The sequence below is a fragment of the Thermus caldifontis genome, assembly GCF_003336745.1.
Classification (GTDB): domain Bacteria; phylum Deinococcota; class Deinococci; order Deinococcales; family Thermaceae; genus Thermus; species Thermus caldifontis.
Genome location: NZ_QGMX01000002.1, coordinates 1 through 19,969 on the forward strand (window position 1 = coordinate 1; position 19,969 = coordinate 19,969).

Annotated in this window: 17 protein-coding genes and 1 CRISPR repeat array (1 of these 18 cut by a window edge); all 17 genes read right to left on the bottom strand. The window is 65.6% G+C overall.

Translation table 11 applies throughout. The features are described 5' to 3' along the window. Positions 1-64: 64 nt before the first annotated feature. Positions 65-1,111 (bottom strand): galactose-1-phosphate uridylyltransferase, encoded by a 1,047-nt coding sequence (gene galT, locus DK874_RS03720; protein WP_114312709.1) that lies wholly within the window; start codon positions 1,109-1,111, stop codon positions 65-67. Further along, positions 1,095-2,555: a glycoside hydrolase family 36 protein gene (locus tag DK874_RS03725; RefSeq protein WP_114312710.1), complete on the bottom strand. Its 1,461-nt coding sequence runs from the start codon at positions 2,553-2,555 to the stop codon at positions 1,095-1,097. Before DK874_RS03725 ends, galT begins: the two co-directional genes overlap by 17 nt. A gap of 12 nt (positions 2,556-2,567) precedes the next feature. Next, a complete protein-coding gene (locus DK874_RS03730; protein WP_114312992.1) occupies positions 2,568-3,854 on the bottom strand; it encodes an MFS transporter in 1,287 nt (428 codons plus the stop codon). Then, positions 3,854-5,902, bottom strand: a complete 2,049-nt coding sequence (locus DK874_RS03740; protein ID WP_162798712.1) for a glycoside hydrolase family 2 TIM barrel-domain containing protein — start codon at positions 5,900-5,902, stop codon at positions 3,854-3,856. Before DK874_RS03740 ends, DK874_RS03730 begins: the two co-directional genes overlap by 1 nt. Continuing rightward, positions 5,899-8,304 carry a glycoside hydrolase family 31 protein gene (locus DK874_RS03745; protein WP_162798713.1) on the bottom strand — a complete coding sequence of 802 codons (2,406 nt, stop codon included), beginning with the start codon at positions 8,302-8,304 and terminating at the stop codon, positions 5,899-5,901. The genes DK874_RS03740 and DK874_RS03745 overlap by 4 nt, the downstream gene beginning before the upstream one ends. A 12-nt stretch (positions 8,305-8,316) precedes the next feature. Next, a complete protein-coding gene (locus DK874_RS03750; RefSeq protein ID WP_114312711.1) occupies positions 8,317-10,044 on the bottom strand; it encodes a glycoside hydrolase family 2 protein in 1,728 nt (575 codons plus the stop codon). Positions 10,045-10,050: 6 nt separating this feature from the next. Then, on the bottom strand, positions 10,051-11,304 hold the full coding sequence (locus DK874_RS03755; RefSeq protein WP_114312712.1) for an MFS transporter: 1,254 nt from the start codon (positions 11,302-11,304) through the stop codon (positions 10,051-10,053). Positions 11,305-11,316: 12 nt separating this feature from the next. Next, positions 11,317-12,108 carry a carbohydrate deacetylase gene (locus DK874_RS03760; RefSeq protein ID WP_114312713.1) on the bottom strand — a complete coding sequence of 264 codons (792 nt, stop codon included), beginning with the start codon at positions 12,106-12,108 and terminating at the stop codon, positions 11,317-11,319. A gap of 96 nt (positions 12,109-12,204) precedes the next feature. Next, complete coding sequence (gene ddl, locus DK874_RS03765; protein ID WP_114312714.1) at positions 12,205-13,173, bottom strand: D-alanine--D-alanine ligase; 969 nt, start codon at positions 13,171-13,173, stop codon at positions 12,205-12,207. Between the two features lie 9 nt (positions 13,174-13,182). Further along, positions 13,183-13,752: an aminoacyl-tRNA hydrolase gene (gene pth / locus DK874_RS03770; protein ID WP_114312715.1), complete on the bottom strand. Its 570-nt coding sequence runs from the start codon at positions 13,750-13,752 to the stop codon at positions 13,183-13,185. Between the two features lie 129 nt (positions 13,753-13,881). After that, complete coding sequence (locus DK874_RS03775) at positions 13,882-14,502, bottom strand: 50S ribosomal protein L25 (protein WP_114312995.1); 621 nt, start codon at positions 14,500-14,502, stop codon at positions 13,882-13,884. Between the two features lie 85 nt (positions 14,503-14,587). Next, complete coding sequence (locus DK874_RS03780) at positions 14,588-15,310, bottom strand: sulfite exporter TauE/SafE family protein (RefSeq protein WP_114312716.1); 723 nt, start codon at positions 15,308-15,310, stop codon at positions 14,588-14,590. Continuing rightward, entirely contained in the window at positions 15,307-15,711 is a 405-nt protein-coding gene (locus DK874_RS03785; protein WP_114312717.1) for an OsmC family protein, read from the bottom strand. Before DK874_RS03785 ends, DK874_RS03780 begins: the two co-directional genes overlap by 4 nt. A 1-nt stretch (position 15,712) precedes the next feature. Continuing rightward, entirely contained in the window at positions 15,713-16,057 is a 345-nt protein-coding gene (locus DK874_RS03790; RefSeq protein ID WP_114312718.1) for a hypothetical protein, read from the bottom strand. Positions 16,058-16,118: 61 nt separating this feature from the next. Next, on the bottom strand, positions 16,119-17,042 hold the full coding sequence (locus DK874_RS03795) for a ribose-phosphate diphosphokinase (protein ID WP_114312719.1): 924 nt from the start codon (positions 17,040-17,042) through the stop codon (positions 16,119-16,121). A 14-nt stretch (positions 17,043-17,056) separates the two neighbouring features. Then, the gene (mtnN, locus tag DK874_RS03800; protein ID WP_114312720.1) at positions 17,057-17,722 is read right to left on the bottom strand and encodes a 5'-methylthioadenosine/S-adenosylhomocysteine nucleosidase; all 666 of its coding nucleotides are present in this window, start codon (positions 17,720-17,722) and stop codon (positions 17,057-17,059) included. Beyond that, the gene (locus DK874_RS03805) at positions 17,719-18,186 is read right to left on the bottom strand and encodes an S-ribosylhomocysteine lyase (RefSeq protein ID WP_114312721.1); all 468 of its coding nucleotides are present in this window, start codon (positions 18,184-18,186) and stop codon (positions 17,719-17,721) included. Before DK874_RS03805 ends, mtnN begins: the two co-directional genes overlap by 4 nt. A 51-nt stretch (positions 18,187-18,237) precedes the next feature. Continuing rightward, positions 18,238-19,969: a CRISPR direct-repeat array (repeat unit 28 nt; unit sequence GGGCCATCCCCACGCGTGTGGGGACTAC) (it continues 623 nt past the right edge of the window).

The following is a 19,969-nucleotide window of genomic DNA, read 5'->3' on the forward strand; positions in this document are numbered from 1 at the left end:
ATCCGCAGCCATGTCCTGCTGCAAATGGCTGGGGTGGAGCTTTAAGGTAGCAAACGAAGGTATTTCATAAGACCTCCCGTAGCCTTTTTGCCGTTTCCTCGGGCAGGGCGTCCACCACAAACGTACCCGCTCCCAGCTCCGTGCCCGCCAGGAACTTGAGCTTGTCCTTGGCCCGTTTGGGCGGATAAAACTCCACGTGGAAATGGAAGGTGCGCTCCTCCCCTAGGGGGGCTGCGTGGAAGACCATGACGTAGGGAAAGGCCTCCCCGAAAAGGGCGTCGTAGCGGGCCACCACCCGGCCCAGAAGGCGGGCGAAGGCGGCCATCTCCCCCTGGGAAAAGGTCCAAAGCCCGGGGTGGCGCTCCAGGGGGGCCACCCAGACCTCATAGGGGTAACGGGCAAAGGGGGGTACGAAGGCCAAGAACCCCTCTTCCCCATCCACCCGGTAGGGCTCGAGGTGGGGGAAAAGCTCCAGGAGCACGGGCCTTTCCCGGAAGGCCTGGCTTTCTCGCTCCAGGATGGGAGGCACAAAGGGATAGGCGTAGATCTGCCCGTGGGGGTGGTGGAGGGTCACCCCCACCGCCTCCCCCCGGTTCTCAAAGGGCATGACAAACCGGACCCCCTCGAGGGCATACAAAGCCCGGTACCGGTCCCGCCATACCCAAGCTAGAAGAAGCCTTTCTTCCTCCGTGAGGGTAGCCAGGCTTCCCACATGGGCCTCGGTGTAGACCACCACCTCGCAGCGGCCCAAAGCCCTTCCCACGGGAACGGGAAGCCCTTCCGGGGGAGGGGCGGGGTTTGGCACCAGGGAGGGAAAACGGTTCTCGAAGACCGCCACCTGGAAGTGGGGGAAGGGGATCTCCGTGGGAAAGCCCCCTTCCCGGCTGGGGCAAAGGGGGCAGTGCTCCTTGGGGGGCAAAAAGGTGCGCTCCTGGCGGTGGGCGGCGTAGACCACCCATTCCTGCCGCAGGGGATGGTAGCGGAGGTGGGGGTTTGGGGAAAGGGGCTCCCTTAGCTCGGGGAGGGGGGGGGCCTCGAGGGGATGAAGCCCGTAAAGGACGAGCTCCCGCCCATCCACTTTGCGGTGGACACGCCTATAGTAGGGAAGCATAGTCCAAGACCTCCTCCCCCACCCGGAAACGGTAGGGGCCAAGCTGGTTTACCACCCGGTCCTGGCCCAAGAAGGCCAAAAGCCTTTGCCTCTCTTCCGGGGTAAGCCAGGAGGGGGGGTCGGAGGTGGCCTTGAAGCCGGTGATCTCCCCCATGGCCTCCTGGAGGCGCATCTCCTCTGGGGACAGCAAGGAGAAACGGCTCCGGAAGAAGGCCACATCCGGGTCCACCTGCACGTTTCCCCGAAGCCAAAGCCGGTGCAAGGTGGCGCGAAGGGCATTCCTCAGCCCGGGGCCCGTGGGGTCTTGGAGCCAGAAGGAGCGGTCCTCGTTGTCCCAGTAAGGAGCGGCATCCGGTCCCACCCGCAGGCCATCGGCAAGCCCCAAGGAGGCCAGGACGGGGGCCCCGCAGAAGAGAAGATAGGCGCCACCCGCTTCCTCCCGTACCCGCTCCATGGCCCTCCGGTAGCGCCCCTCCCCCTCGGCCCCCGGCAAGGCGGCAGCATAGAGAAAGTCTAGCTTAAGGTAGTCGTACCCCCACTCCCTGGCCTTCCGCACCAAGGAGGCCACATAGTCCAGGACCTCCTCGTTCCCCGAGTCCAGGGCGTAGAGGGGTTTCCCCCAGTTGAAGCCGGCGGGAATGGGCCTTCCTTCCCCATCCCTAAGCACCCACTCGGGGCGGGAATGCCCCAGGGGGCTGTCCTGGGTCAGCAAAAAGGGTGCGAGCCATAACCCAGCCCTAAGGCCCTTTTCCCGGATCCTATCCGCCAAAAAGGCCATCCCCCGGGGAAAACGGTCGTTTGGCTCCCAGTCCCCAAGGGCCCGTTGCCAGCCATCGTCGATCTGGAAGACCTCGAAGGGAAGCCCAGCCACCTCCTCCAGGGTGGAAAGGAGGGAGGCCTCGCTGATGCGGTTATAGAAGCTATACCAGGAGCACCAAACCTTGGGGGGCTTGCCGGAAAGGCGGCGGGGAAGGTACCGGGCATAAGCGGCAAACGCCTCTTCTTCCGGCCCAAAGGCCAAAAACCAGCGCCCTTCCCCCAAGGCATACCGCCCCAAAAGCACCTCCTGCCGCCCCAAAACCCTACCCCCCAGGTCCAAGGCCCCTAGGAGGAGAACCTGGCCACCCGGAAGGCGCAAGGCCCCAAGGCCGCTACCCCACCAGGCCCTCCCCCACTCCGCCACCTCCAGAAGAAAGGGATCGTCCGCCTGGGGGCGGCGCTCCTTGGGGAGAAGGGGCTTAGGGGCCTCCCCTAGGTCCACCCAGGCGGCCAGGCTCCAGCTTTGCCACCCGTGGCGGAAAAACTGCGCCCCCCTATAGGGGGCAAAGGCCCGAACCTCCCTTCCCCTAAGGAGATACCCCCCGGAAACCGGTTCCGAGGAAGCTGCCACCACCCCCACCTCGAGGCGGCTTCCCTGAAAGGCATCCCCGAATCCCAACCGCATATCCCACCCTCCCTAAGGGCTTCCTGCCCCCGGCATTCTACCCCTGGTCCCGTACGGGAAGCGAAAGGCAAGGGCCAAGGCCAACAGCGTGGCCACCCAAGGAGGCACCGCCATGAGGAAGCGGAAGGCGGCCTCGGGGCGGGGGCCTGGCACCTCCCCGCTCACGTACCCGAAAAGGGGGGTGAGGAGGGCAAAGGAAAGGGCCTGCAGGGGCCCGGAAAGCCGGTTGATGAACCCGTAGACGCTATAGTAGACCCCTTCCCGCCTCCTTCCTGTCCTTTCGGCGTCCCGGTCAATGACCTCGGCCAGGAGGACGTCCCCCAGCACCAGCACCCCGCCAAACCCCACCCCGATGAGCACCCCTACGGGCAGAGCCTGTAGGAGGCCTCGAGGCCAGAGGAGGAGAAAGGCCCCCAGGGCTAAAAGGAGGATGGCGAGAAGCCAGGCCCCCTTGGGGCCCAGGGCCCCTGCCAGCCGGGCCCAGAGGAAAACGGAGGGTAGGGCCGCCAGGAGCACCGAGGCGAAGAGCAGGGACGTAGCCTCGGGCCCCAGGCCCAGAGCGTACTTGGCGTAAAAGGGCATGGCCGCTCCCAAAAGCCCCACGGCAAAGAGGAGAAAAAGGGCAGCCAGGGAGTAGAGCCAAAAGGCCCGGTTCCCCAGGGTGTAGCGGAAGGCGGGGATCAGGGGAAGGGGCTCGGCCAGCTGGGCCTTCGGGTCTTCCCGGACCGCCAGGAGGAAGAGGAGGACCAAGCCCCCCCCGATGGCTCCGTAGAGGAGGGCCATGCCGGAAAAGCCTAGGGCGGTGTAGACCAGGGGGGTCAGGGCGATGCTCACCGCCAGGCCCAGGAAGTAGAATCCCTGGCGCCAGGCGTTGGCCCGGGCCCGCTCCTCCTGGCCCCTAAACAGCTCGGGGAAGAGGGCGGCGTGGTTCACCCAGGTGAGGGCGGCGAAGGTTTCAAAGAAGAGAATCGCTCCCAAGCAGTACCAGAAGAGGGCAGGGCCCTGAAGGAAGGGGCCGGGGACGTTGAAGGTGAGGTAGAAGGCCAAAAGCAATGGGGGAAGCCCCAGGAAAAGCCAGGGCCGCCTGCGGCCCCAAGGGGTCCTGGTGCGGTCGGAGAGGTAGCCGAAGAGGGGATCGTTCACCGCATCCCACACGGAAAAGACCAGGCGGGCCAGGGCAAAGGCGCTGGCGGCTAGGCCCACGTGGTCCAGGTAGTAGAAGGCCAAATAGGTGCCAAAGGTCTGGCCCGGCAGGGTAAACCCCAAGGCACCCAGGGCGTAGGCGATCCGGGTTGGGATCACCAGGCCACCCCCAGGGGCAGGAGGGGTTCCAGGTACTCCACCTCGAGGACCTGCCGCGACCAGAGCCTCTCCCCCTCATAGGCCTCCCCCACCAGCCGGTAAGCCCCGGGAGGGAGTTTGGCCAAAGACTCCTGTAGGGGAAGGAAGCGGGCCTGGACCTCGAGGGGGCTTTCCCAAAGCTCCCCTAGGCTGAAAAACCGCCGGGCCTCCCCGGGAGCCAGGGCCACCTCCTCCTCGTAAAGGGGAAGGTCTTGCGGGCCTTCCAGGAAAAGGCGGACCCGAAGGCTTAAGGGCCTTTCCAGGTCGCTTACGAGCCAGGCCTCCTGCAAGGGAGGCCCCCCCACCTCCACCCTCTTCCGGTAGGGGACAAAGGAGAGGAGGACCGGGCTGCTGGCCTCCTTTAAGGCGAAAAAGCCCTTCTTTGGCACCCGCTCCACGTCCAAAACCGCCCAGGTGATCCCCTCCCAGGGCTCCACGAACATGAACTGGAAGTAGCCCACCACCCTACCTTTGCCCCGGCGGTAGGCGTGGATGGCGAAGGCCAAAAGCTCTGCCTGGTAGGCCTGGGAGTTTTCCACAAACGCCTCCAAGGACTCCCCCACCTCCACCCCTGCCACGCGGAAGGTCTCGTGGGGCTGGAAGTTATGGTAGGCCCAGACCTCCCAGTTGGGGGGCCAGGCGGCCTCCCCCAGAACCCGGCGCAAAAGCTCCGCCCGGGGCAGGGCCTGGGCCCCAAACTCGGAAGGGAGGGGGGCCCCGGGAAGGGCCAGGAAGTCCCGCATATGCCCCCAGTACCAGCCGGGGTAGGGGTGCTCGCGGAAGTCGGAGGCCTCCTTTACCGGGCGGGTGGGGTCAGCAGCCCTAAGGGCAGCAGCAAGCAGGGGGCCCAGGGCGTGGCGGTTGTGGGTGGGCTCGTTCTGGGCGCACCAGAGGTAAAGGGAGGGATGGGCCCCCAGGACCTCCACCATGGCCTGGGCCTGGCGCAAGGCCTCCTGGGCGAAGGCCTCGTCCGCCGCATAGCCCCACTGCAAGGGGAAGTCCTGCCAGACCAACACCCCTTCCCGGTCGCAGGCCCGGTAGAAGGCGGGGTGGGTCACGTGGGCGTGGACCCGCACCGCATTCAGGTTGGCCTCCTTGAGGAGGGCCACGTCCTTTTGGGCCGTGGCCTCGGTGTAACCGGCAAGCCACTGGGTGGGGATGATGTTGGTGCCCCTCAGGAAAAGCCGCTTCCCATTGAGGAGAAGCCAGCCCTCCCCATCCAGCTCCACGGTGCGGAAGCCCAAGGGCACGCTGAGGCTGGCCCCTAAAAGTTCCGCCTCGAGGCGGAAAAGATGGGGAAACCCCCGCTCCCACACCTCCCAGAGGGGCATCTCGGGCAGGTCCCAGACCACCTCTTGCCAACCCCGCCCCGCACTTCCTTCCAAACCCACCCTCTTCTCCCAGGCTTCCCCGGAAAAGTTCTCGGGATGGATCCCCAGACGCACCTCCTCGCGGAAGGGCCTTAGGGCATCCAAAAGGAGGCGCACCCATAGCCGCCACCCCCCCGTCCGGGGAAGGAGGCGGTGGCTGAGGCCCAAAAGGGCCACCTCCTCCCGCATCCAGACCTCTACCCCGCCCCAAAGGCCCCCCGTCCCCCGCTCCTGGCCCCTTTCCGTGGTTCCCCCAGGACGGCAGTCGTGCTGGTCCAAGACCCCCTTGATCTGCCGCTTGAACCGGGGCCAGACCCCTAGGGGTTCCCTGGGGGCGGAAACCCGAAGGAGAAGCTCCCTACCCGGAGGAAGCTCCACCAACCAGGGAAAGAAGTACCCCTCGTGCCGGCCCAGGTGAACGCCCTCCACCCAGGCCTCCTGGTAGTAATCCCCGAAGGAACGGAGGAAGCGCCTAGGGCCTCCTTCCGGCAACGCCAGGCGGTACCAGCCCACCTCCGCCTCCAGGCCCTCGAGGGTCCACTGGTGGGGAAGCGCCACCTCCCGCCAACCGCTTTGGGGGAGCAAAGCGGGCGTTTCCGCCCCATGGGCCAAAAACCACGCCTTTTCCAGCCTCATCCTGCCACCTCCAAAAAGGCCTCTTGGAAGGGGGGAAGACGCGCCCCCTCTTCCCCAGCCGGGTATGCCTTCCCTCCCACCCAGGCCCTAAGAAGCCTCCCGCCGAAAAGCCTCAGGCCCACCCCCTCCCAGGGCCAGGGGTACTCCCCCTGGCTTTCCCACAGGAGGCGGTAGCCGCCCACCGCCGGCAACAGGCGGAACCCGTCCAGCCTATAAGGCCCCTCCCCATCCCCCTCGTCCCAGTAAAGGCTGCCTTCCCCTCCGCCCTCCCCCGGGTAAAGGTGCAGGACAAGCCCCCCTTCCTCCAAGAGGGGCAGGATGGACCCGGCCCGCACCAAGAGGGGGATCCGCTCCAGGGGAGCGGGAAGCCGCACCCTGGCGGGGCCCTCCAAGGCCCCATCCTCCTGCCAGGGGTACCAGCGGCCCGGGGGCAAAGGCACCTCCTTGACCCGGGCGCCCTCCTCCAGGACCGGGGCCACCAACAGGCCCTTCCCCAAGAGGAAGACTTCGTCAAGACCAGCCCCCTCGGCCTGAGCGGTGGGGGTTCCTCCTTGCAGGAAGAGGGGCCTCAGGAGGGGAAGCCCCTTTTGGCTTGCCTCATAGGCCAGGGTGTACAGGTAGGGCAGAAGCCTTTCCCTAAGCCACATGGCCCAGCGCACCCCCGCCAAGACCTCCTCCCCCAAGCGCCAAGGCTCCCGGCGCTTCGTCCAGCGAGCCGAGTGGAGGCGGAAAAAGGGGGTGAAGGCGGCCATCTGGAACCAGCGCAGGTAAAGCTCTGGGGAAGGGTCCCCGCTAAACCCCCCGATGTCCGAGCCCACGAAGTACACCCCGGAAAGGGAAAGGCCAAGAAGGGCCCACAAGGTGGTCCTGAGGCCCTCCCAGGTGCTCTCCACATCCGCGGTCCAGGCCCAGGCGTAACGCTGGATGCCGGCAAACCCGGCCCGGGTGAGGAGGAAAGGCCGGCGATGAGGGGCGTGTTTCCAGAATCCCTCAAAGCTGGCCCGGGCCATGAGGAGGCCGTAGAGGTTGTGGGCCAGGAGGTGGTCGCCCCCTTGGCCCTCGAGGCCATGGCGCACGCTCCTGGGAAAGGTGGGCTCCCCCCAGGCGGCGAAGAGGGCGGGCTCGTTCATGTCCAGCCAGAAGCCGGAGATCCCCATGTCCAAAAACCCCTTAAGCTTTTCCCCCCACCAGGCCCGGCCCCTGGGGTCGGTGAAGTCGGGGAAGGCGGCAAGCCCAGGCCAGACGGGCCCCAGGAAAACCTCCCCCGAGGGCAGGCGGCAAAACACCCCTTCCCTTAGGCCTTCCCCATAAAGGGCAAAGCCCTTCTCCGCCTTCACCCCGGGGTCCAGGATCACGACGGTGCGCACCCCCCGCTCCCCGAAGGCCCGCACCATGCCGGAAAGGTCGGGAAAGCGCCCCTCGTCCACGGTGAAGACCCGGTAGCCCCGCATGTAATCGATGTCCAGGTGCACCGCCCTTAGGGGAAGGCCCCGCTTTAGGAAACCTTCCACCACCTCCTCCACCTCCTCCCTCCTCCTGAGCCCCCAGCGGGCATAGTGGAAGCCCAAGGCCCAGCGGGGCGGCAGGGGCGGAAGGCCGGTAAGGCCCAGGTACCGGGCCAAGGCCTCCTCCAGGGGCCCTGGAATCAGGTAGTAGAGGAAGGGACCACCCCAAAAACCCACCAGGGCCTCCTCCCCCCGCAGGTCCGCAAACCCGTCCGCAGGGTTCTCGTAAAAGGCCAGGTACCCCCCCTCGGGTAGGAGGGAAAGCCAAAGGGGCACGGAAAGGTAAAGGGGGTCCTCCCCGGGGCCGTAGCTTCCCCCCGGGTCCCGGTTCCAGAAGCGGAAGACCTCGCCCCGGCGGTCCAAGGGAAACGCCCTTTCCCCTAGGCCCATAACCCTTTCCCCTGGGGCCAGGCGCACCCGGTGCCGCCAGGCCCTCCCCGAACGCTCGGGGTAGGCCTCCCGCCTGAGGAGTCTTCCCGCCCCATCCCAAAGGGTTAACCCCTCCTCCCCCACCCCCAGGGCCAGGCGAGGGGTCTTAAGGAGATGGCCCCCCTCCCGGCGCTCGGGCTCAAAGGGGAAGGCCTCCCCTTCCCCCGCCGCCAGGGCGTAAGGGGGCAGGGCCTCGCCGGGGGACCAGGTAAGGCGAAGGAGGTCCTCCCCTAGGAAAACCGCCTCCAGCTCCACTTCTGGGAAGCGCACCCTCACCCCGCCGGGGATGGCCTTTAGGCCCAAAGGCTTCCCCACCCCCTGCCAGGGAGGCAAGGGGGCTTTGGGCTCCAGCCGGTCCCGCTTTCTGGCGTACTGGATGGCCAGAAAGAGAACGCCCGGGCCCAAAAGGGCCGCCATCTGGGCTGCGCTCCAAAGCTTTTTCAGCAAGCCCTTTCCACCTGCCTCCATACCTTCCCCTTCCTACTCCCAAAGCACCCGCCTGGCCTCACACCCCTCCAGAAAGGCGCGGATCCTTTCCGGGGGTACCTTGGGCCTTCGCCAGAAGTCCAAAAGGCCGTTTTCCTCCTGGAAGGTGTCGTAGAGCTGGGTGTAGCAAAACCCGCTCAGGAAGCTTTCGCAAGCGGCTCCCAGGTAACGGAACACCTCCTCTAAGAAGGCCTCCTCCCCCTCCACCTCCCGGTAGCCCCAGCCCGGGGTAGGCCCCTTGAGCCTTAAGCCCCCAAACTCGGAGAGGAAGGGGCGCACCCCCTCAGGCACCCCCTCCCAGGAAAGGGGCCGGCCCATGGGGGCCGGGGGAAAGGTTCCTTGTCGGTAGCGGCGGGAGAGGACCTCGGGAGGGGCATAGTCGTGCACGGTGTAGAGGTCCCAAAAGGGCCCGTGCTCAAAGCCGTCGTTGTCCACCAAGGGGCGCGTGGGGTCCAAGGAGCGGGCTAGGAAAAACACCCCCTGGAGGAAGGCGTGGGCCTCAGGCCCCCAGGGCCAAAGACCCCAGCTCTCGTTGAAAAGGACCCAGGCCACCACGCTGGGGTGGTTGTGATCCCGCTCCAAGGCCGCCTGGAGCTCCGCCAGGTAGCGCCGGGCTGCTTTGGGGGAGAAGCGAAAGAAGCTGGGCATCTCGGCGAAGACCAAAAGCCCTAACCGGTCCGCCAGGTGGAGGTAGCGGGGGTCTTCCAGCTTCTGGTGCTTGCGCACCCCGTGGAAGCCCAAGGCTTTGGCCAGCTCCACGTCCCGCCTAAGGGCGGATAGGCCTGGGGCCGCCAGGTGGCCTTCGGGCCAAAGCCCCTGGTCCAAGGCCAGCTTGGGGAAGTAGGGCTCCCCGTTGAGGAGGAAAACCCCTTGCCGGGCGGAAACCTCCCTAAGGCCCCCATAGGAGTAGACCTCGTCCAAAACCCGTCTCCCCCCAAGGAGGCGAAGGCGCAAGGGGAACAGGACGGGGCTTTCGGGACGCCAGAGGAGGGCCTCGGCGTCGCCCTTACGAGGAAGCCCCAAAAACCCCCGGGCAAACCCGCCTGACAGGGGAAAGTGGGCCACAAGCCAAGGCTTTTCCCCAGGGGAAGCCTCCCCCCGCACCCCCGGGAAAAGGGCCACCTCCACCCCGTCCCCTTCCCCCTGGGCCTGGACCTCCAGGTGGAAGCCGAAGGCCCTTAGGTCGGGGGTCAGGCGAAGAAGGGTGATGTGGCTTTCCGGCACCCATTCCAGCCACACCGGCTGCCAGATCCCCGTGGTTCGAGGGTAAAAGATGCCCTTGGGCTCCCCCCAGGCCTGCTTGCCCCGGGGTTTTTCCGGATCCAAGGGATCGTCCTCGGCCCGCACCAGGACCTCCACGGGCCTACCCAGGAAGGGGGTGAGCTCTAGGCCAAAGGGGGTATGCCCCCCCTCGTGTTCCAGAACCCTGACCCCGTTCACAAACACCTCCGCCCGGTAGTCCACGGCCCCAAAGCGCAGGAAAAGCCGAAAGCCGGGCCTGGGCTTGACCCTTAGGACCTTTCGGTACCAGGCCACCTGTACCCATGGCTCCTGCACCCCGCTACCCGGGGCCTCGGGGGGAAAGGGCACCAGGATCCTGCGGTCAAAGCGCACCCTTTCCGGGCGCTCCTCCTCGCTCAGGGCGAAATCCCAAGGGCCCTCGAGGCCCCTCCAGCCTGGCCGTTGCAGGGTGGGCCTTGGATGGCGGGGGTCCAGCTTCATAGGGCCTTACTCCCTGATCTCGTGGGGGAAGAGGGCGGTGAGGAGGTAGGCCAGCAGAATGGCCACCCCTGGGATCACCGCCACCAGGAAGCGGAAGGCAAGGCCTGGATTGGGTCCGGGGTTTTCCCCGCTCACGTAGCCGAAAAGGGGCCCAAGGAGGGCAAAGGAAAGCCCCACCAAGGCCCCCGAGGCCCGGCCCAAAAGCCCCACCAGGCTGTAGTAGGCCCCTTCCCGCCGGGTTCCCGTCCTCTCGGCATCCAGGTCAATGACCTTGGCCATCACCACCTCCCCCGTGACCCGCACCCCGGCAAACCCCACCCCCACCAAGGCCCCCACCAGGATGGCGGGGAAAAGGCTCTGCGGCAGGAAGAGGAGCAAGGCCGCTAGGCCCATGAGAAGGTGGGCAAGCCGCCAGGCCCGCTTTCCCCCCAAAATCCCCGCCAGCCGGCCCCAGAGGAACACCGAGGGCAAGGCCACCAGGAAGACGGCGGCGAAGAGAAAGGTGGTGGCGGCCTCGGGCAGGCCCAGGCTGTGCTTGGCGTAAAAGGCCATGCCCGTCTGGATCACCATGCGCCCAAACTCAAAGAGAAGCCCCACCAAGGCCGCCACCCAGAAGGCCCGGTTGGCCAGGACCAGGCGGAAGGAGTCCCTTAGCCCCAGGCCGCTTTGCGCCTTGGGGTCCTCCTGGATACCCGGGAAGAAGAGGAGAAAGGCCACAAGGGCAAGCGCGGCAAAGAGGAGGGCCATGCCCAAAAACCCCACCTGGGCGTAGACCAGGGGGGCCACGGCAATCCCCAGGATCAGCCCGAAAAGCTCCGTGCCCCGCTTCAACGCGGCCGCCCCCGCCCTTTCGGAAAGTCCTCGGAACATCTCCGGGAAAAGGGCCCCGTAGTTGGTCCAAACCACGGTGGCCATGGTCTCGTAAAGGACGATGCCTAGGGCGAAGTAGTAGGGAAGAACCTGGGGGGAACGGGCCCACTCGGGCACCCAGAAGACCAGGATGTAGAAAAGGAGGAAAAGGGGTATCCCCAAAAGGAGCCAAGGGCGCCTGCGGCCCAAGCGGGTCTTGGTGCGGTCGGAAAGGTGGCCGAATAGGGGGTCATTGACGGCATCCCAGAAGGCATACACCGTGCGGGCCAGGGCATAGAAGGCAGCGGAAAGGCCCAGCTTTTCCAGATAAAAGAAGGCCAGATAGGTGCCAAAGCTTTCGGAAACCAAGGTAAGCCCCAGCTGCCCCGAGGCGTAGCGCCACTTTTTCATAATCGGCTCCTTCTAAAGCGCATCCCGAACCATCCGCCACGTAAGGGGGTGGAACTCGGCCAGGACCCGGCGCACCTCGGGGTGGGCAAGGGCGAAGTAGTCGGCCTCCCGCGTCCGCCAGTCGGGAAGGGCCCGGCCCTCGGGGGTGGGGAGGGCGCTGTGGTGCACCAGGTAGTAAAGGCCCGGAGGGAGCTTGGCCAGGTCCAAATAGAAGCCCAACCGCTCCTCCGGGGGAAGGCCATAGGCATCCAGGAAGCGCACCCTGGGGAAGGGCACCCGGGCCAGGAGCCGTTCCAGGTCGGGCAGGAAGGCAGGGGGAACCCCCAGGCCCTCGAGGCTCTCCGGCACCAAGGGCACCAGGCGGTACTCCTGGGCCAAGCGCAGGTACACCTCCGCCAGGTCGGGCCTCAGCACGGCCCCTTGGTGGGTGTCCAGGTGGGTGGGCGAGAAAAGCCTTTTGGCCGCCTCAATCTGCGCCCTTAGCTCCCGTTCCACCTCCTCCTGGCGGGCTCTTTCCCAGACGATCTCCAATGAATCCGGGAAATACCCCGCCTCGTCCCTGAGGCTTTCCCCTTCCGTCAAGGGCCGCATCCGGGGGGCGGGCCACTCGCTGGTGAGCACCAGGTGCACCCCCAAATCCTCCCCCTTCACCCCGCTGGCCCAGGCCCCGGGCACCATCACGCTTCCCGTGGGAAGACCCAGGGCCTGGTAGGCGCTGTTTTGCGCATGGGTCAGGCCCAGGTCATCGTGGTGCAGGATGAGGACCCGACGTCCAAGAAGGCCAAGCCTTGCCAAAAGGTCCATAAGACCCCCTTTCCCTTCAGGATTCCATCCTAGCGCAGAGGCTAGGGGAATACCAGGGAAAAAGGGCCCTTACGGCCAACCCACCCGGGGGGTTGGCTACTCCAAGGCCAGCTCCACCAGCCGCCGTAGAAGCTCTGGGTAAGGAAGCCCCCCGGCGGCGAAAAGCCTGGGGTACATGCTGGTGGGGGTGAAGCCGGGGATGGTGTTGATCTCGTTGAGGTAGACCTCCCCCTCCGCCAGGAAGAAGTCCACCCGGGCCATGCCGCGGATGCCCAGAAGCTTATAGGCCTTCAGGGCCAGCTCCTGAAGGGTCTCCTGGGTACCGGGGTCCAGGGGAGCAGGGATCAGAAGCTCCGCCCGCCCAGGGGTGTACTTGGTTTCATAGTCGTAAAAGGCCGCCTGATAGCGCACCTCCCCCACCGGGCTGGCCTCCCCAAAGACGTTGCCCAAGACCCCCACCTCCAGCTCCCGCACCCCCCCAAGGGCCTTCTCCACCACGGCCTTCTGGTCGTGGCAAAAGGCTTCCCCTAAGGCTTCTTCCAGCTCAGCGTACCGTTCTACCCGGCGGATGCCGATGCTGGAACCCGTGTTGGCGGGCTTGACGAAAAAAGGGGGGTCAAAGGGGATAAAGGGGCGCTCCCCTGGGTAAAGGGCCACCCAGGGCACCACGGGAATCCCCGCCTGGGCCAAGACCCGCTTGCTTAGGTCCTTGTCCATGCAAAGGGCACTGGCCGCCACCCCTGCCCCCACGTAGGGCTTGCCTAGCATTTCCAGGAAACCCTGAAGGGTGCCATCCTCTCCCCATCTTCCGTGCAGCAAGGGGAAAACCACGTCAAACCGGCTCCATTCCAAGGAGGGTGGGAAGGCCTCCCGACCCTCCAGGGCCACGCCAGCCTTAAGGGCTTCCTGGGCCTCCTCGCCCAGAAGCCACCGGCCATCCTTGGCGATCACCGCGAGCTCGGTGGAAAAGGGCATGTGCTCCAAAACCCCATGGGCAGAGAGCAAGGAAACCTCGTGCTCGGGGCTCCTTCCCCCGGCGATGAGGAGGACTCTGGGCGCGGCCATGTCTAGAGCTTAGCCTCCCTCTTGGGAAAGGTCCAGACGGTTGTAGCGGGAAGCGCAGGGGGCAAGCCCCTCCCTAACCCAGCAGAGCACCGCCTCCTTGGCCGCCTCGAGGACCCTCTCCACCACCGGCCACTCCTCGGGAAGGAAGGGGGAAAGCACATACTCCGCCCCAAGCTCCCGGGAAGGGGGCTTGCCGATGCCCAGGCGCAGGCGGTGAAACGCCCCGGTTCCCAAGGCCTCGGCAATGGAGGCCACCCCCCGGTTTCCCGCAGAACTACCCCCCGCCTTGAAGCGCAGGCGGCCTAAGGGCAGGTCCATCTCGTCGTGAACCACCAAAAGGCGCTCCGGAGGGATCTTGTAAAAGCGCACCAGGGGAGCCACCGCCTGGCCGCTTAGGTTGTAGTAGGTGAGGGGCTTGAGGAAAATCCCCTTCTCTCCCGCCACCTCCACTTCGGCCAAAAGGGCCTCCCCCTTGGGGCGGAACTCCAGCCCCAGCTGGTCCAGGACCATAAACCCCAGGTTGTGCCGGGTTCTGGCGTAGCCCTCCCCCGGGTTTCCCTGGCCCACCACCAAAAACATCCTCCCCCTCCAAAAAGGAGGCGGGACCGCCCGCCGATCCCGCCCCTTATGCCCTTTCTCGCCCTATCGTGCTCCCCAGGGCGTGGCCCGATGCACCGGGGTCCCCACCTTGGCTTTCGTGGGGTGGTACTACTCCTCCTCTTCTTTCTTGCCCTTCTTGATCACCTCGGGCTCGGCGGGGGCCTCGAGGGCCTCGGCAGCCAGCTTCTCCACGTCCTCAGGGGGCACCACCGCGGCGATGGTCTCCTCCGGGGAGACCGCCAGCTTCACTCCTTCGGGAAGCTTCAAGTCAGCCGCATGCAGGCTATCCCCAATCCCCAGCCCCGATACATCCACCTCGATGAACTCGGGGATGTTCCGCGGGGAAACCCTGACCAGGATGTCCCGGTGGATCTCCTGCAACACCCCGCCTTCCCGCACCCCCTGGGGCGTGCCCACGAAGCGCAAGGGGATGTACATCTCCACCGGCTCATCGGAGAGCACGTAGAAGTCCACGTGCTCGGGGCGGCGCCGGCGCTTATCCAGGTTCACCTGGCGCACCAGGGTGGGAAGCTCCTGGCCATCGGGGAGTTCCAGAACGATCACGTGGTGGATGGAAGCGTGGCGGAAGACCTTGTCAAACTCCCCCAGCTCCACGTACACCTTCCGGTTCAGGTGCTTGTTGTAGATGACGCCGGGGAGCTTCCCCGCACGGCGCAAAGCGGCGGGCTTCTCCCCCTCCCGGTACTGGGCTTTCAAACGGTATTCCATGTCTCCTCCTAGCAAAAGGCAAAGGCCCCCAAGGGGCACACTAAGGGAAAGCTTAGCACATCCCCTGGCCTTCCTTCCACCCCGCCTAGGAGAGCACCTTGTACAGGGTTACCGCCAGGATCAACACCCCAAAGAGCTGCTTCAGGCGCTGGGAAGGCAGGTAAAGGCTGGTGAGGCGGGAGCCCAGGTAGCTCCCCAAGGCCCCGGCCACCACCAGGGAGAGGGTGAGGCCAGGGTCCAGCCGGGCGGTGGAAAGGTGAGGCAAAAGGGAGGAGAAGGAGGGCGGCGTCACGGCGAAGGCATTGATGGCGGCTGCTCGCTTGGGATCATGGCCGGTGAGGATCAAGGTAGGCATGAGGAGGAACCCCGGGCCCACCCCCAAAAAGCCGGAAAGCACCGATATGGGGGCCGCCAACACCAAGGCCAAGGGGAAGTTCTCCCGGGACGCCTTACCGGAAACCGGCCGGAAAAGGTTATAGGCCAGGTAAACCACCGCCCCCAGGTAGATCCACCACACATAGCGCACCTCCACCCGCTGCACCAGCCACGCCCCCACCGGGGCGAAGGAGGTGGTCACCAGGGCCAACAGGATGGCCTTGCGCCAGTCCACCAAGCCGCTTTGGGCGAATCCAAACACGGCGAAGAGGGCGGTAACGCCGTTAAGGAGAAGGGAAAGGGGCTGCACCTGATGGACCAGATCGGGCAGAAAGAGGCTCAAAAAGGGTACCGCGGCAAAGGCCACCCCCAGGCCCAGCATGCCGGAAACCACCGCCAGCAAAAAAAGCCCCCCGATCAGCACTGGGTTCATGTTCGCTCCCATCTTGCTGTTATAGGAATGGCCTCCTTAAGGCTTTGGTAGAGGGTGGAGTTCTTAAGGGTGAGCTCAAAAAGCTTTTCCAAGCGCTCACCCGGGGCGGGGCTTTCCAGGTACAGGACAAAGCCTATGTGAACGATCTTGGGAGGCTTGTCCTCCCGGCTGGCCTCGAGGACCACCCTTGCCCCAGCCAGCGGCACCCTGGACGATTCCGCCACAAACTGGATGCCTGAAAGAAGGCAGCTTCCCAAAGCGGCCAGAAGAGTTTCCACCGGGTTAAACCCCGCCTCCTTGTCAGCGCGGCGGGCCCCTAGGACCAGGCTAAACCCCCGGGCTTCCGCCAGGGCCCTTTGGGCATCCTGGCGGCGCACTTCCACGCGGTAGTCTTGAGGCATCTTAAAAGCTAAAGACCGTGGCCCCTTCCAAGGCGTAGTCCACAAAACGGTCCCGGGCGTAGGCCAATCGGAGACCCCGGGCCTTGAAGGACTCCTCAGCCCCTAAGCCCTTAGCGGAGTTAAGGCAGGTGTAAACCGGCACCCCTTGGGCTACGAGGCTATCCACCCCCTGGTTGTACTCGGTCAGGGCAGGGTCCAGAAGCGCCCGCTCCGCGGGACCGAAGATGTACACCTCCAGCTCCACCCCCCGCTCCTCCTTCACCTGGCGGATGCGCTCGGCCAAGTGCACGCCCGTGTTCAAGGCGCTGGGCTCCCCGTGAAAAATATGGATGACCACTTTAGCCATAAAACCCCCAGAGGGTAGCTTACCCCATCGCCAGAGGACATGTGTACCTTTTCACCAAAGCTCAAATCAGGGCGCTCACCGACTGGTTGGTGTGCACGTGCTGGATGGCCTGGGCCAGGAGCTCGGCGGTGGAAAGCACCGTATACCCTCCGTCCTTGAGGGGAATGGTATCGGTGAAGACCACCTCCCGGATGGCGGGATGGGAAAGGTTCTCCCGGGCCTCCCCCACCAACACCGGGTGGGTGGCCATGACCACCACCTCAGGTAGGGCCCCCGCCTGGAGAAGGGCCTCCACCCCCCGCCTTATGGTCCCCCCAGTGGAAACGATGTCGTCTATGATCAAGGGCCTTTTCCCCGCTACCTCTCCGATCACGTAGGTGACGGAGGTCTCCTTAGGGCCATGGCGGCGCTTGGCCAGCATGGCAAAAGGCAGGCCCAGCCTTTCGGAAAGCCGCCTGGCCTCCTCCGCCCGGCCGGCATCCGGGGAGACCACCACGGCGTTTTCCGTATATCCTCTCTCCTGCAGGTAGCGGGCAAAAAGGCGCACCGCGGACAGGTGGTCCACGGGGATGTCAAAAAACCCCTGGATCTGGGGGGCGTGCAGGTCAATGGCGATCACCCGGTGCACCCCAACCACCTCCAGGAGATTGGCCACCAGCTTGGCGCTCACCGGCTCCCGGCCCTGGGTTTGCTTGTCCTGGCGGGCGTAGCCAAAGTAAGGGATTACGGCGTTGATGCGGGCGGCTGAACTCCTGCGGGCGGCATCGGCCAGGAGGAGGAGTTCCATCAGGTGGTCGTTCACGGGAGGGCTGGTGGGCTGGATCAGGTAGACGTCATTCCCCCGGACGCTTTCCAGAAGCCGCACCTGCACCTCGCCGTCGGGGAAGCGGTCCACCAGGGCTTTTCCCAGGGGTATCCCCAAGGCCTCCGCCACCCGCCGGGCCAGGTCGGGGTGGGCGCTCCCCGTGAAGAGCTTGATTTCCATGGACCCCTCCCCTTTCAGTATGCCAAAAGGGCCTGGGCCAGAAGGCCAAGCCGCCTCGAGGCCTCCCGCAAAAAGGCCTGGAAGTCCCTTTCGGCCTCTTCCCCCGCCCCATCGGTTACGGCGCGCACCAAGGCCATGGGATGGCCGAAGCGCCAGGCCACCATGAGGGCCGCGGCCCCTTCCATCTCCACCGCTTGGGCCCCGTGAAGCTGGGCCAACCTCCTGGCCTCCTCCCTATCCGCCAAAAACCGGTCCCCCGTGGCCACCACCCCGCGCCTAAAGGGAAAACCCAAGCCCTCCGCCGCCCTCTGCGCCCTTTCTAGAAGAAAGGGGTCCGAGGGGAAGAAGCGTACCCCAAAGGCCGTCTCCCCTGGCTCCCGGCCAAAGGGGGTGAGATCCACATCCCACTGCACCGCCCTTTCCGCCAGGAGGAGGTCCAAGGCCTTCAAAGAGGGGTCCAAGGCTCCCGCCACCCCCAGGAAAAAGCTTTCCTTCGGGGCAAAGCGGGCCAGAACGTAGGCCACGGCGGAAGCCGCTGCCACCTTGCCCACCCCGGTTTCCGCCACCAAGACCCCAGGGGCCCGGTGGAGGGGAAAGGGGGCCTCGAGGACCTCCCCCGCCCCCAAGGCCTCCCTAAGGGCTTCCGCCTCCTCGGGCTCGGCGGCGAAAAAGGCGGTCACCTTTCCTCCAAGGGAATGGTCCTTTGCACCTTCAGACCCTGGCGCACCACCTTCTCCGCCCAGGCCTTGGCGCCTTTTAGGTCATGGTCCCGGTAGTTGCCGCACTCCCTGAAGCTGGCCCCGGGGATAGGCCCCTCATGGAGGAGCACATCCCTTAAGGCGCGCTCCCAGGCCACCAAAACCCTTTCCTCCTCCAAAGGGCCCTCCACCACCAGGTAAAACCCCGTGCGGCACCCCATGGGGGAAAGGTCAATGACCCCATCCAGGTGGTCGCGGAGATAACCCGCCAGAAGATGCTCTAAGGTGTGCAAAGCCCCTGTGGGAATGGCCTCCCGGTTGGGCTGGGCCAGGCGCAGGTCGTACTTCTCCACCAGGCCACTTCCCACCCTTTTCCTCCCTGCTAGGCGCACATAGGGAGCCTGGACCTTGGTGTGATCTAGGGAAAAGCTCTCAATCTCAGCCATAGGACAACTCTCCCCCACCGGTGTGGGAATTTCATCATACTCGGGATACTCGGGCCATCCCCACGCGTGTGGGGACTACGGAGTGCTGGCCGCGTAGGCCTCCAGCACCCCCGGGCCATCCCCACGCGTGTGGGGACTACGCGCCACGCTTGGGTGGAACCAACACGGAGCAACGGGCCATCCCCACGCGTGTGGGGACTACGCCCCGGCGCAGATTAGCGCCCAGGCTAGGTTCGGGCCATCCCCACGCGTGTGGGGACTACGTCCGGGTCCACACGGATAGGTTACTGGAGCGATGGGCCATCCCCACGCGTGTGGGGACTACGTAGCGCTCTCCTGGCCGTACCCACACCGCTAGGGCCATCCCCACGCGTGTGGGGACTACAGGTTCCCGCCTTCACCCGCTCCATGGGCCTGCGGGCCATCCCCACGCGTGTGGGGACTACGACGTGTATGGCCCCGTATACTACCCGGTCCCTAGGGCCATCCCCACGCGTGTGGGGACTACACGGGGGCAGTAACTCTGGCCCTCATTAAAGGGACGGGCCATCCCCACGCGTGTGGGGACTACGGAAGGATGATGATGAGGCTGGAAAACCTGACCGGGCCATCCCCACGCGTGTGGGGACTACTGTCCCTCTCCTCTTTGCCGGGGAAACCGGGGCGGGCCATCCCCACGCGTGTGGGGACTACGCACCAACCCGGTCATCGGCTCGCACCGAAGCCGGGCCATCCCCACGCGTGTGGGGACTACGAGGTGATGGGGGCCAAGGCGGTGTCGGCGGCCGGGCCATCCCCACGCGTGTGGGGACTACGCATTCGCTCTTCCGCCCGCACTCGGCGAACGCGGGCCATCCCCACGCGTGTGGGGACTACATGCAACAACATGGGAGATGGCTCGCACGGGCGCGGGCCATCCCCACGCGTGTGGGGACTACCGTAGCGGGTGCGAGCCACTGGTGCGGTTGTTGCGGGCCATCCCCACGCGTGTGGGGACTACGGCTCAGAGTGACCGGATCAAAACCGAAGTAAAGGGCCATCCCCACGCGTGTGGGGACTACCTATGCTGTCCCTGCTGAGAAGCGGACAGGATAGGGCCATCCCCACGCGTGTGGGGACTACGAGAGACGAAGCCGCAGCACATCGGTCCCGGCCGGGCCATCCCCACGCGTGTGGGGACTACGGCCCTAAAGGCGGGCTCCAGGTCAAGCCTAGCCGGGCCATCCCCACGCGTGTGGGGACTACGGTGTTATTGCACCGTCCACAACACCTGAGGCAGGGCCATCCCCACGCGTGTGGGGACTACTCCGTGAGCTCGGTCAAAAGTTTCCCTAGAGCTGGGCCATCCCCACGCGTGTGGGGACTACTAAAGGGGGTCTTTGCCGCTCTAATCGGGGTCCGGGCCATCCCCACGCGTGTGGGGACTACGGAGGGTTTGTTGGCAGGGGCGTACTCAAAGGCCGGGCCATCCCCACGCGTGTGGGGACTACGTATCCAGCGTCCCCGCGACGGCTGTGGATCCGGGCCATCCCCACGCGTGTGGGGACTACGCCCGACCCCCAGCTGAGGCATGACTGTCGCACGGGCCATCCCCACGCGTGTGGGGACTACCCACCTCAGCCTTCGGGAAGTGTCTAGCATAACGGGCCATCCCCACGCGTGTGGGGACTACTGGAGAACCCCCTCCTCGGGAGAAACTCAGAGTGGGCCATCCCCACGCGTGTGGGGACTACACGCTGCCAAGTCTCTCAGCCAGACACTCTTTCGGGCCATCCCCACGCGT